This window comes from Dysgonomonas mossii DSM 22836, from assembly GCF_000213575.1.
Classification (GTDB): Bacteria; Bacteroidota; Bacteroidia; order Bacteroidales; family Dysgonomonadaceae; genus Dysgonomonas; species Dysgonomonas mossii.
On sequence record NZ_GL892009.1, the window covers coordinates 101,806 to 115,839 of the forward strand.

Sequence of the window (14,034 nt, forward strand, 5' to 3'; positions counted from 1 at the left end):
CATTTTAATTTAAATACGTGTTTTTAGTTTCAGTATAATTAAACGAATCACTCCGAAACAAGCTTTTTTATAAAAGAGCTTAAGTAAAATTCTTCAAATCTGGCAGATGGATCAGATAATGGTGTCTTCAGAAATTCTTTTACACCATTAAAATCTAAATCATCATAGACAAAAAATCTGTCAGGAGAGTAAAAAGGCTCATTTAAAACATTCCGATTGTTAGTGATTATTTTCTTTCCGGCACACAAATTCTCCATTACTCTCATCGTATAGCCATCTTGTATGTGGTTTGCAAAATCAAATACAGTTGATGAGCGTTGCATCATCTCTATAAATGTATTATTGCTAATTGAAGATGTATATAAGTATTTGAGTGATTTCCCTTGTAATAAGAGCTTTATATTTTTCCGCAGTGTTCCTTTTAAATACCAGTTAAAACTGATTTGCTCTTTTCTGCAATATTCTTCAAATTTTTTAATCGCATCATACCGTCTGAAATCAGCAAGGTTGCCGACCATATATACATTATTCCATTCGACTTCGTTTTGCTTTAGATTCTGAAACTTCCGTACGCAAAAGAGTGGTAAATAGTTTATGCTATATTGTATTGCATCTTGTCTGTCGAAAGTGTATACTTTATCAAAACAGCCCAAATAATCAGATATATTTATTCCCTTTCTTATATATCCATTAGCTGCATCCCACAAATACAAAACAAATCTTGCATGAGGATGGTCATTTCTTAGGTTTTGCAAGCAATCGAAAGAGAAAAAAGGTAATAATAAAAATACAATGTCATATTTATTGTCTTTTTCTTTTACAACGATTTCTTGATGTTTGGAATGCTGTATTTTTTTATTCCATTTTTTAGAGATTAGATTTCTTAGCTTCATAGCCGGAGAAAATGATACAACATTATAAAATGTAACATCATATCCAAACATCTTAAACTCTTCTATCATTTCTCGCGTATATATTTGATAGTCCCAACCGATAAACAATAGTTTTTTCATAACAGTTAATTATTTATTGTCTTTGAATCCAGTCCCGAATAAACGAAAAGTAAAAAAAACGGAGTCATAGCCAAAGGCTCAGAGCTTAGAGATAAAATCAGGAGAATAGCCATTAGCCAGCGATTCTTGTGTAAGATATTCTGTTTTATTAATGCCCATAAATACCATAAAGAAAATGGTATACCCCATATATACATTAGACTTATTATGCCATTTGTTGTTCCGCTATCTTTTGTTTTTGAACCACTCAGCTTACCTTGCCAAGCGATCTTACTCCTCATTTGCTTAAATCGATCGGTATTAGCACCAATCCCAATTACCGGATTCTCGACTGCAATGCTCAATCCGGCAATTACGTCAGCCTGACGAGCAAAAAAAGAACCGGACTGAGCACCAGCAACTTTTTCCTCAACATTTACAGATACAATATTATTCCATACAAAAAAAAGCGCAATAATAGTTGTACAAAGGATAGATATAGAACTGTACAGATTTCGTTCTTTATAAAAGAAACGAGCCGAAATATATCCCAGAATGATAATGGCGATAAAATATCCTGTGGTAGATTTTGTCAAATAGATAGCCAATAATGTTACTACAATCCATGCTTTCTGTCTGAAATAGAATATCTGAATTAACAAAAAAATATTTAGGTATATTTGAAAAATTCCGGGCTCCCAGAAAAAGCCATAAAGTCTCGATGATAAACCTTGAATATCCAATCCTTTATAAAATAGAAAAGCGATATGACTTACCGATCTTTTATCCCCATAACTATCTATAAATGTATATTTTGAAAAAAGATCAGGGGTAAAAGTATAAAGTAAAAAAGAGAGCAATCCTAAAATGATGAAAATCTTTAATAAAACAGTAATATCGGCAATCAATACATCTATTCCTTCATGCTTATAATAAGTATAAACAAACAGACCTGCAATAACGCTGGATAATGCGGCTAATGCAGCACTATCGAGATTCCCACCTAGTATCGTTTGTAATACTATTATTACAAGAAATATTGTTATGAATAACCATAATTTTGAGGAAACATACTTCAATGTTATACCATTATTGAATCTGTATATTTTCAGACTATATCCGGCTATTATCAACAAACAGATAGGATTTCGAGGAAACAAATGGTTACCGCCACTGATCATCATCACTAAGAATAACAGGATGATTCCAAACCAATCTCTTCTCTCTATAACAAGTGGACTAGAAGTCATATTTATTTATTAGATAATATCATTCTGATTTTGCTATCGCTGCCATAAACACATGGAGAATCATAGTCTCTATCCGGAAACACTCCATATTCTAAGCTGATATCTAAGTTGTTTTCTTTAAGAAAAGCTTCTACGCGCTCGCCTAAACTCATAGGTTTGCCTGAACAGCAATTGATTATACCTGAAACATCTTTCTGAGTAATTACGGCTGAAATCTGTAATGCTAATTCATCAATTTCGATAAAATCATATTTGTTTTTACCCGATGTAAACGGAAAGCTTTTCTTTCCTTCAAGGACGGCTGTTCTGATTTTAGCGAATATAGAATTGCTCTTCAGATCATCACCCACAATATAGTATGCCCTGATCCACTGCAAGATACAGCCGTTGGATTTGGCATATAATTGTATGCTGCGGCGTAAAGCATCTTTTGCTATTCCATACGGCGATATTGGAAAACAAGGAGTGTCTTCATCAATAGCACCTTCATAATAACCGACTTCATGCATCGTACCCATTACAGCAAACTGTTTCAATCCGCCATCAATCAACGAACACATAAATTTGTAATGATTAGACAGGTCTCCCATATGATTAGAAGAATTATGGACAAAACCATCGCGCCATGCCATATGCAAACAAACGTCTGGGCTTCCAAGCTCGTCATAAACATTAAGATATGAACCCGATAAAATATTATATTCTAGCAAAGTGGCACGCTTATCCACTTCAGTCAATCGAACATCGCAAGCCGTAACTTCATGCCCTTGATCCAATAATTTGCACACGACGTGACGACCAATGTAACCATTGGCTCCGGTAACTAAGATTTTCATATTAAAACAATTTTGTGATTCTAGGAATATTATATGTGTAGAAAGACAGAGAAGAAAGTATATTAAATAAAATTACCGTCTCTGTCCGTTTTTTCCCAATTCTGAGTATCGGGGTTATAACGTTTTACGATGCGGGCAGGATTACCGACAACAACGCAATAATCAGGAATATCGTGTTTAACAAATGAATATGCACCAATGATACAGTTTTTTCCAATTCTGCAGCTTACAATACATACATTACGCCCAATCCAGGTTCCACTACCGATAACAACCTCTCCGGTATATCTAACTTCTTGATCCCGTATAAACCTGTTTATATCATTATATGCATGGGTATTGTCTGAAATATAGACATTTTCAGCAGCTATAACTCCATCTTCAAGAATAATGCTTTGTAGTGCATATATCTCGGAAAATCGACCAATCCGTACCTTGTCTTTAATTACAAGCCTTGAATCGGTTCGATTCGAAGATACTGCAAGCCACACCTTGTCTCCTATCCATAAATTGCTCCCGAGATGTATACGTTGAGGATTCCAAACTTGAGGATCAAAAATGAAAACATTTTTCCCAAATTGTGCGAAATTATGTTTATTCAGCAAAATAAATATTTTGCATCTTAACTTTCGTAATTTTTCGTGTAACATAATTTCTTCAGATAAAATTTCCCTTTTTATCGGTCTTTTCCCATTTTTCAGTCTCGGTATTGTAACGTTTTATTATATAAGCAGGATTACCAACAACGACGCAATAATCAGGAATATTCATTCTGCTAACAAATGCTCCGGCTGCAATAATACAGTGTTTTCCTATCGTTGACCCGATTATACAAACATTCCTTCCAATCCAACTGTATTCTCCTATCTCAACAGCATTTACAAATTTGATCTCTTGTTTGACTATTGGGATATTGATATCATCATAAGTATGAGTATTATCAGAAATGTATACATTGTCGGCAGCTCGGACTCCTTTATGTAACGTAATTGATGTATGCGCAAATATCTCAGAAAACCGTCCGACTTTGACTTCATCTTCTAGTATCAAATACGGATTTTTGACTTTTGAATAAAACTGTCGAACGACACCTAACCATACAAAATGTTCTATTGAACAATTCCGACCTATATAAATACGACGCGGATTCATAATCCTGGGCTTAATAATATTTGTACCTTTACCTAATGATCCGAAAAAAGGTCGCCAGATAGTTCTATATAGTAAACTATTAATCTTTATAATTCCATAATGATATATATCAAATAAATTTGCTTTCATAAAAATGTTAAAATATAAATAAGTATTTGAATTTTATTTTTCATTATACATGCTTTCGTAGTATTTCTGATACTCTCCGGAAGTGACATTATCCATCCATTCCTTATTATCAAGATACCAACGCACTGTAATCTCTATGCCTTCTTCAAATTGGAGACTAGGCTCCCACCCTAGTTCGCTTTTGAGCTTACTTGAGTCGATAGCATAACGTAAATCATGTCCTTTACGATCGGTTACGTATGTAATCAGATCGAGAGAGTGATCTTCGGCATTACCTAATAAACGATCAACGGTCTTGATAATAACCTTGATGATATCTATATTTTTCCATTCATTAAAACCTCCTATATTATAGGTTTCAGCATTTTTCCCATGATGGAATATAACATCAATCGCACGGGCATGATCCACAACATAGAGCCAGTCACGTACATTTTCGCCTTTTCCGTATACAGGGAGTGGCTTCCGGTGAATAATATTATTGATAAATAAAGGAATCAACTTCTCCGGAAATTGGTATGGACCGTAATTGTTAGAGCAGTTTGTTACTATTACAGGCATGCCATAAGTATCGTGAAATGCACGTACAAAATGATCGCTACTAGCTTTAGATGCTGAATATGGACTATGAGGGTCATACTTCGTATCTTCTGTAAATAGCGTATCGTCAAACATCAGAGCACCATATACTTCGTCGGTAGAGATATGGTAAAACTGCTTACCTTCATAACCTTCGGGCAATGCTTCCCAATATGATTTTGCGGCTTGTAACAGGCTAAGAGTACCCATCACATTGGTACGAGCAAAAGTAAATGGATCTTTGATTGAGCGATCAACATGGCTTTCAGCAGCCAAATGAATAATACCATCTACGTGATATTCCTTTAATAGCTGCATAACCAAATCGAAGTTGCAAATATCTCCTTTAATGAACGTATAATTGGATTTGTCTTCTATATCCTTGAGGTTGGACAGATTGCCGGCATAAGTGAGGTTATCGAGATTGATGATATTGTATTCGGGATATTTGTTCACAAACAGACGGACAACGTGTGAACCTATAAAACCAGCGCCTCCGGTAATTATAATATTTTTCATTTTTAGAATCAATTGATTGTTTGTTAAAATAATATACTATCAGAATAGGTATATTTATATACTTTCGGATGTTTCGGTGTAGTAATCGATATTATAATCAAACAGTTGGGTTGCATCCTTGAGAAATGGATGTCGAGTATCTTTTTCCGAAAGAATTATATCTTCAGGAGCTACAATCCAATCAATACCAATCTCCGGATCATTCCATGCAATAGCCCCCTCCGATTGCGGTGAATAAGAATTATCACATTTATACTGAAATACAGCTTCATTGCTTAGTACGACAAAACCATGTGCAAAACCACGTGGAATAAATAGCTGACGGTGATTCTCTCCCGATAGTATCACAGCAACATGTTTACCGAATGTAGGCGAATTGCGGCGTATATCTACCGCCACATCCAATACTTCGCCTTCGATAACACGTACCAGCTTACTCTGTGCAAAGGGTGGTTTTTGAAAATGCAGTCCCCTTAAAACTCCGTAACACGATTTAGACTCATTGTCCTGCACAAAATGCACTGTGCGAATGGATGTATTAAATTCAGCCTGATTATAGCTTTCAAAAAAGTATCCCCTATCATCTCCGAATATTTTAGGCTCGATGATTACTACATCTTTTATTTGAGTTGTTATTATATTCACCATTGCTTATTGTTCTATTTCTTCTATCATTTTCATTAAATATTGTCCGTATTGATTTTTGATCATTGGTGCAGCCAAAGTACACATCTGTTCTTGGTTAATCCATCCTTTTTGCAAAGCAATGCTTTCAAGGCAAGCGATCTTCAAACCTTGTCGTTTTTCTATAACTTCCACAAAAATAGATGCTTCGGCTAGTGAATCGTGAGTGCCGGTATCGAACCAAGCAAATCCACGTCCCAGCGTCTTCACTTTAAGGCTTTTATCTTGAAGGAACTTTTGATTAACGGTCGTGATCTCCAACTCTCCACGAGCAGATGGTTTGATATTTTTTGCAACGTCTACTACTTTGTTTGGATAAAAATAGAGTCCTACAACTGCATAGTTGGATTTAGGCTTCTGTGGTTTTTCTTCAATCGATAAACAATTTCCCTCTGAATCGAATTCGGCAACACCGTATCGTTCCGGATCATCAACCCGATACCCAAATACAGTAGCAACGCCTTGGTCCTCTGCATCTCGTACTGCTTCCTTGAGTGATGCGGAGAAACCTGTTCCATGAAAAATATTATCTCCAAGTACAAGACAAGCTGAATCATTTCCGATAAATTCTTCACCGATAATAAAGGCTTGTGCCAGCCCGTCGGGTGAGGGCTGTTCTGCATATTGAAAATGCACACCATAATCTGATCCATTGCCCAATAAGCGTCTGAATCCGGGTAAATCGACAGGGGTTGATATGATCAATATTTCTCGTATTCCGGCAAGCATCAAAACCGATATGGGATAATAAATCATGGGCTTATCATAAATGGGAAGGAGTTGCTTACTTACTCCCTTGGTTATCGGATATAATCTTGTACCCGAGCCACCAGCCAATACTATTCCTTTCATCTTAAAGTTTTTTAAAAATTTTCTATTATGTGTAAAAATCAAATTATTATTTTCCTCTTTTCTTTGTTTGACTATTGAATCCGTAATAACCATATTGATAGCCATAACGATAGCCATATTTATGGTATCCAATACTACTGGTTGTACCATTCAGGATCAGAGCCATATTTTTGAATCGTTCTTCCCTGTAGATGTTATTCAAATCGGAGAGCATGCTTCGTTCCAACAATCCTGCACGAACAACAAAAAGAGTTCTATCTGCAAGCCTTTCAATAATTTGGGTATCTGCTACAATATCTATTGGTGGACAGTCGATAAATATATAATCATATTTACCACGCATATCGTTTATCAATATTTCTAAACGTTCTTCGAATAGTAATTCTGTAGGATTCGGAGGAATAGTACCCACCGGTAAAATACTAAGGTTTGTATATTTTTCGTCGACAATAATTGTATCATTTATATTGTCGATTTGTTTCCCTAGATAGTTACTCAAACCCTGCTTGGGTGAATTAACAAAAGAGGAAGTAGAACCATACCGCAAATCACCGTCGATAACCAATACTTTTTTACCTTTTATAGCCAAACTGATAGCCATGTTTATTGTCAGGAATGTTTTACCACTACCGGGATTAAACGACGTTAAAATAATGACATTCAAATTGTCCTTCTTCGCTGTCATAAATTCAAGATTGGTGCGTAAGACACGAAATGCTTCATTGATGACATCTCTATTCTCTTCTTTTACGACCACTTTACTCTCATCGGGTTGTTTTTTCCAGAATCGCCAACCACGTTTCGGAGGATAGAAAAGCGGAATTTCACCTATAAAAGGTAAGATTAGATTATCTAAATCTTTTCGACCCCGTATTGTAGAATTCGTATTCTCTCGGATAAATATTATGACTAGCGGAATAAGGAGACCTAATACAAAAGCAACTAATAATATATTTCTTTTTTGAGGTGCTATCGAATTCAAATTACCATAAGGAGGGGTTATCATACGTGTATTGTATGCAATAAAGGCCTGAGATAATTCATTTTCTTCGCGTTTCTGTAATAAAAATAAATAAAGAGCCTCTTTTACTTTCTGTTGTCGTCCTACAGAAAGTAGATATTTTGCTTGATCAGGGTTGGCGGCTATTTGAGCAGTTGTCTCTTGTTCGTTACTCTGTAAATTTTTTATTTGAGTATTTAAGCTTACGGTAAGATTATCTATCGATGAAACAATCGCTTTACGCATAGATTGAAGAGACTGATCTAAATCTACAACCAAAGGATTCTGTTCGCTACTATTAGAAACCAAATTGTTACGCTGCAATTGAATGGTATTGTATTCCGTTATTTGATTTTCAACGCTAGCACTCTCGATACCTGAATTTGCAGGAATCAGCTGGTTGTTGTTCGTAGAAGTCATCAAATGATTGCGCATGTAACGAGCCATCGATAATCGGGTATTCAAATCCAGCATAAGATTACTTGTCTCCCTCGACTGAGCCATATACATACTAGAGGCAGCATCTACATCCGGCACCAGATTTTGTCTTTTATAAGAAGAAATATCTTCATCCACATCACCCAATTCGCGTTCAATTCCACTCAGACGATCAGTGATAAAGAGGCTGGTACTAACAGTTATAAGATTCCTGTCTTTCACCCAATTTTCTTTATAAACGGATATTAATGTATTCAACACATCTTCTGCCCGTTGTGTGGAAACATCTTTATAAGAGAGGTCTATAACGGTTGCTTTCTCCTCACTTAAAGATGCTGTCAAATTCTGTTTGAACAAATCTGTAGCACTGTATAAGTTAGTACGGGAAATATAAATCAGAGGCATCTCTGTTTTAGTGTAATACGAAGTTGGGAATACTATTATTTTTCCTAATGGAGTATCAATTGTATCATTAAGCTTGCCTTTGATAACGTTGTTTGCAATATCCTTATTGTCGCATGCAAAGTCTGAGCATTCAAATGTCCCATCAGCCAACAATTTTATAATAAGTTCCGCAGATTCATTATCTGCCAGATCGGTAAAAGAAACTGTGATTGGGAGATCTGGACCATATAAGACTTTTTTATAAAAAGCATCTTTAATCTGATAGTTTACATCCAAATGTAATCGCTTTACTGTTTCCAGAATGATAGCGGGAGACTGTATAGCTATTAATTCATTGTTTACGTTTGTATTGGGTTGAGACAACCCAAAGTCAGCAAACATAGAAGCGACATCGCTCGATATGGATTGACTTTTCGAGTCTTCTTTTATAAGAATAGACGCCGAACGAATATATATTGGAGGAGTTGTTAATATATAAAAGGTTGCAATACTAAGTGTTATAAAAAGAGATATTACAAACCAACGCCATCTGAAAAGGCATAAGTATAATAAATCTTGTAGACGGATAAGATCTTCCGTCTGTTTCCGCTCTGTTTTATTATGCTGAACTGAAGTCATTTATGTATTTTTTCTTTTTTATTTGACAATGAGTACAGTGAGTGTAGTTATTAAAGAGGCAACTGATAGCCAAAAAGAAGTGGATATGACATTGTTGCCATTAACGGTTGACTGACGTGCCCGTGTTTTATTAGGTTCCACATAAACTACATCATTTTGTTGCAGATAATAAACAGGTGAAGCATACATATCATGCCCCGAATTTAGATTTACCTTATAAGGAATCTGCTTACCTGCCATCTGACGTAAAACGAGAACATTTTCACGTTTTCCATAAATTGTTAGATCTCCTGCCATTCCGAGGGCATCGAGTAAAGTAACTTTATCTCGGTCTATATTATACCGTCCTGGAGTATTTACCTCTCCTAAAACTGAAATAGAAAGGTTGGAGAACTCTACAGTCACCACCGGATCTTTAAGCAGGTTCTTTGATAACAGTTCATTTTTTATATAACCAGCAATCTCTTCTCGAGTCATTCCATCAACATGTATTTTGCCTAATACCGGAAAATCGATTTCCCCCGATGAGCTTACTGTATAATTTGATATTTGCTGATTTTGATTCAATGACGGGCTTTGCGACTGCCCTACACGATGGGCAACGATAGGTAAGTTAAATAGTTCTGCTAACTGAGAATCCTTACTACTTATCACTATTGATATCTTATCATCTGTCTTTATTGTTATTTTTATCGGGTTCAGTATTTCCCCCGGTACTTCTTGCTGTAAGTCTTGAAAGTAACTAATATTTTGTGTTGATCCACAAGAATTTAAGATGACGGAAGCCATCAACACAAATAAGAAATGTTGTATTCTCATAATTTATAAATGGATTGTTTTTTGAGATTATTGTCTGTTTCGAGGATAGAGAGCTTTAGTTCGCGCCTTTTAATTTTGAATGCCAGCCACATATTACCCAGCATCCATAAAATGATGTTGATAATCAAAAGTAGGCTTACGTCAACATATTGCGATAGGATGATATTATACAAAGTAAATATTAACGATACTGAAATTATAATTATCATTGCTGCTCGCTGACAGATTCCTGCCGCCAGAAGCTTATGATGTATATGACTTTTGTCAGGCATAAAAGGATGCTTTTTCATACGTATGCGACTTATAAAGACTCTCATTACATCAAAGCATGGAATTATTAAAGGTGCAAATGCCAATACAGCAGGATTGAACGAAGCTGCACTATCTACGGGTTGGTTTAATATCTTTATACTAAGAATACATAAAATGATTCCTATTGTTAAGCTACCAGTGTCTCCCATGAATATTTTCTTGCCATGGTTAACATTGCCAAAGACGTTGTAATAAAAAAATGGTATGAGAGCTCCCAATGCAGCAAAAGCCAGCATAGCAAAAAGCCACTGCTCGAGGTAAATATAAATTAGTCCGTAAAAAAGCAAAGCTGCTCCACTCAGTCCGGATGCTAGACCGTCAATACCATCGATAAGATTGATTGAGTTGATAACAAATACAATGACTAAAATAGTTAAAGGATATCCTATCCATTCCGACAATCCGTAAACACCACATATACCATACAAATTGTTTATCCACACTCCTCCGGCAATTAGTATAACGCCACATAGTATCTGGATAATAAATTTAGTACGATAACGAACCCCTATCAAGTCATCCGCGATTCCGACTAAATAGAGTATTGTGCTGGCGCAGAAGCCAAACAGCAATTCAGGAACGTTACTTCCTTGTTGCATAAGAATATCTGGTTCTCCTAAAATAAAATCAAGACCAAGCAATAAAGAAATGGAAAAGAAGATAGCAGGATTGAAGGCTAGGCCTCCAAGTCTGGGGATCATTCCATGATGAATTTTTCTCTCATCCGGTAGGTCAAACAACTTTTTTCGAAAAGCAATAAGCAGAATATTTGGAATGAGTATCCCTGCAAAAAATATGCAAAGGAAGAAAACCAAACCGATATTTATGATCCAGTAATACATTCTATTAAAATTAGATTAGTTTATTCTTCTATCTTATGATATAACTTCTATCAGGTCAGTTTCTATCTCGGCAGTTACAACAGCAGCAATACCTTGTATAAGAACTACCACCCGCCTGCTTCGCACACCCTTTACTTTCACAAAAACACCTTCGATGCCATCAAAAGGACCACCAAGTACCCGCACCAATGTGCCTTTTCTCAAATCGACTTCTTCTGGTTTTAGGTAAGTCATTTTTTCGTGGCAAATACTAGCTACAGCAATGAAACGTTTCATTTGATCATCAGGAACTATAATTTTTTCTTTACTCCTCGAATCTGTAATGTACTGAAGGTATTCGGTTTTTGACTTGACTTCTTTAATAACTGTTGGGGTGGCGTGAACAAAGATCAAATTCGTAATAGCAGGAACCAGTTCTCTGACTTTACGACCATTTTTCATGGTAAGTGTATAATGCATAGGAATGAAACTCCTAATACATTCCTTATCCAATATTTTTTTCGTATCCATTTCTTTGCGGAATATCGCACGCATAGCGTACCAACTTGGAATCTCTTGCTTATACATAAGAATGAATAGTGTGTTATTATCTGGGACTTTATAGGTTTTATTTCATATACGAGCATAGCTCTGGTTCCATGAAATATTACAATACAATGTATTTCAATTAGTTATAGATACAAAGTATATAATACAGCAGATTTTTTATTTATTTACAACACACTTATGTGTTAAATAAAGTTCTCTATAAGTAGTTATGATCTAGCTGTATGTACATCTCTTGCTAAGAGATATGTTTTTATTGTATTAGATTATTTATCAAGTATATACACAAACAGATAGAAAGCTTTCACTAAACATATTTATATTTTAAATAACTTCCTTAAAAAAAAGCTTCAGAACTATCTTCTTGTTTTCAATATTTTGTATACTTTTGCAGTATTAAACATATCTCTTAGCAAGAGATACCTAGTTAAAAAATCATTTTAATACTACAAAAGGGATTTAAGTATCATATTGTTAGCCCTATCTATTATAGATGTATCTAATGCAGCTAGATAGATCTGTGTGGTTATTTCTGAATCATGCCCCATTCCTTCACTTATTACCGTAACAGGAATATTCTTACTTTTAGCTATGCTTGCCCATGAATGACGAGCCACATACATAGTTAAAGGAATGGATAGTCCTAATTTGCTTCCAATAATTTTCAGATTACGGTTTACAAGGCAAGAAGCATTCTTATATTGAGTTCTCTCTTCTTTGTCCGCACGTCTAATAATGGGAAGCAAATATGAGGATTCATTAGGCGGGTACTTATCTACTATATCCTGCATACACTGTTCCCATTTAATAAATAGTTGCTGCCCTGTTTTTTTTCTACGATATGATAGCACTCCTCCTGAGAGATCTTTCTTCTTGAGGTAAGCCATATCCACAAATGACATTCCTCTTGTATAGAAACTAAATAGAAACATATCACGTACATAATCCAATGTTGAAAAAGGAGCCAGATTCAAATCTCTGATTTGCTTAATAACTTTAAAAGAAACTGCTCTTTTAATCGTTTTTTCAATGCCGGTATATACATATTTGAATGGATATTTTTGTTCAGCCAGGCCTTTCTCAACACTACGATTATAGGCAGCTCGAAGTATCCTCATATAAAATGATGAGGTATTCTGACTTACACCACTTGATCTTAAGTAAGCCTCATACTCTGTCATTAGTTCCGAATTAATGTCGTAAGGATATAAATCTTTTCCATTTCTAAAATGCATAAAACTATTTAAGGTAGTTTTATATGTCTCACTTGTTCTAATTCTACCAAATTGTTTGAATCGAACAATCAACTGCTGCATAAAGACAAAAAAGGAAGTCCCTTGAATCTGCTTTTCAAAACTTGAGACAACCTCATCTGCGGTATAAGAAACTCCTCTTTTACTAAATACCTCTATAATATTTGCAAGCCTTTCAGTATCCCATATTATCTTTTCTTTTATAGACAGAAGATAATTCTTTCTGCTTTCATCAAACAGAGGCAAGATAATATTTGCACTACGCTTGTTCCACTCACCAGGAAAGATTTTATAATCTGTATTTATCTGCCTGGTTACTCGATTATGGATAAGTTGATAATAGACTGTTCCTTCCTTATTTTCGACAATGGAAGGTCTCATTTTTACTTTTACTGATGTCATGATTTACTAATTGAAAACTAATTATTTATATTACTTTGCTTTGTTTTCTGTCAACGGATATGGATAGGCAAAAGACTAATCGCCTATTGACTTTAGCTCAAATAATAGAATCTTAGTATATTTTTTAATATTATCTGATATACCTATTTGAGACTTGTCATATTTCACCAAAAGACACTATTCATATATGGAATGAGGAAAATTTTTCATTTTCCTCATTCAAAAATACATAGGTCGAAAACCTTTGGTTTCTTTTTATAACGCTTATCACAGTTTAGCTTTTAGTTGAATTCGAACGATAGTTTAAATTCACGATTTGCATACTGTTTGCTATTATACTCCTTGGAAACAGTTCATCTTGCTGCTTCCATAATAATTCTATACACTATTAAAGTCTTTTTGATAT

13 protein-coding genes are annotated in these 14,034 nt (G+C 35.1%); all 13 read right to left on the reverse strand.

Annotated elements, in window-relative coordinates:
- Positions 1-47 precede the first annotated feature (47 nt).
- Positions 48-1,013, reverse strand: coding sequence for a WaaS/CpsH family glycosyltransferase (locus tag HMPREF9456_RS13160; RefSeq protein WP_006844030.1), 966 nt, complete (start codon positions 1,011-1,013; stop codon positions 48-50).
- Positions 1,014-1,018: 5 nt separating this feature from the next.
- Positions 1,019-2,242 (reverse strand): O-antigen ligase family protein, encoded by a 1,224-nt coding sequence (locus tag HMPREF9456_RS13165; RefSeq protein WP_006844031.1) that lies wholly within the window; start codon positions 2,240-2,242, stop codon positions 1,019-1,021.
- A 2-nt stretch (positions 2,243-2,244) separates the two neighbouring features.
- Positions 2,245-3,078, reverse strand: coding sequence for an NAD-dependent epimerase/dehydratase family protein (locus HMPREF9456_RS13170; protein ID WP_006844032.1), 834 nt, complete (start codon positions 3,076-3,078; stop codon positions 2,245-2,247).
- Positions 3,079-3,140: 62 nt separating this feature from the next.
- Positions 3,141-3,683, reverse strand: a complete 543-nt coding sequence (locus HMPREF9456_RS13175) for an acyltransferase (protein WP_245531026.1) — start codon at positions 3,681-3,683, stop codon at positions 3,141-3,143.
- Positions 3,684-3,735: 52 nt separating this feature from the next.
- Positions 3,736-4,359, reverse strand: coding sequence for an acyltransferase (locus HMPREF9456_RS13180; protein ID WP_006844034.1), 624 nt, complete (start codon positions 4,357-4,359; stop codon positions 3,736-3,738).
- 33 nt (positions 4,360-4,392) lie between these two features.
- Positions 4,393-5,457: a dTDP-glucose 4,6-dehydratase gene (gene rfbB / locus HMPREF9456_RS13185; RefSeq protein WP_006844035.1), complete on the reverse strand. Its 1,065-nt coding sequence runs from the start codon at positions 5,455-5,457 to the stop codon at positions 4,393-4,395.
- A gap of 54 nt (positions 5,458-5,511) precedes the next feature.
- Positions 5,512-6,105 (reverse strand): dTDP-4-dehydrorhamnose 3,5-epimerase, encoded by a 594-nt coding sequence (gene rfbC / locus HMPREF9456_RS13190; protein ID WP_006844036.1) that lies wholly within the window; start codon positions 6,103-6,105, stop codon positions 5,512-5,514.
- A 3-nt stretch (positions 6,106-6,108) separates the two neighbouring features.
- Positions 6,109-6,993, reverse strand: coding sequence for a glucose-1-phosphate thymidylyltransferase RfbA (gene rfbA / locus HMPREF9456_RS13195; protein WP_026177089.1), 885 nt, complete (start codon positions 6,991-6,993; stop codon positions 6,109-6,111).
- Positions 6,994-7,039: 46 nt separating this feature from the next.
- Positions 7,040-9,454 carry a GumC family protein gene (locus HMPREF9456_RS13200; protein ID WP_006844038.1) on the reverse strand — a complete coding sequence of 805 codons (2,415 nt, stop codon included), beginning with the start codon at positions 9,452-9,454 and terminating at the stop codon, positions 7,040-7,042.
- 18 nt (positions 9,455-9,472) lie between these two features.
- Positions 9,473-10,273 carry a polysaccharide biosynthesis/export family protein gene (locus tag HMPREF9456_RS13205; RefSeq protein ID WP_006844039.1) on the reverse strand — a complete coding sequence of 267 codons (801 nt, stop codon included), beginning with the start codon at positions 10,271-10,273 and terminating at the stop codon, positions 9,473-9,475.
- Positions 10,270-11,427 carry an MraY family glycosyltransferase gene (locus tag HMPREF9456_RS13210; RefSeq protein WP_006844040.1) on the reverse strand — a complete coding sequence of 386 codons (1,158 nt, stop codon included), beginning with the start codon at positions 11,425-11,427 and terminating at the stop codon, positions 10,270-10,272. Before HMPREF9456_RS13210 ends, HMPREF9456_RS13205 begins: the two co-directional genes overlap by 4 nt.
- Positions 11,428-11,460: 33 nt before the next feature.
- On the reverse strand, positions 11,461-11,994 hold the full coding sequence (locus tag HMPREF9456_RS13215) for a UpxY family transcription antiterminator (protein WP_006844041.1): 534 nt from the start codon (positions 11,992-11,994) through the stop codon (positions 11,461-11,463).
- Between the two features lie 425 nt (positions 11,995-12,419).
- Positions 12,420-13,628 (reverse strand): tyrosine-type recombinase/integrase, encoded by a 1,209-nt coding sequence (locus HMPREF9456_RS13220; RefSeq protein WP_006844042.1) that lies wholly within the window; start codon positions 13,626-13,628, stop codon positions 12,420-12,422.
- Between the last annotated feature and the right edge of the window lie 406 nt (positions 13,629-14,034).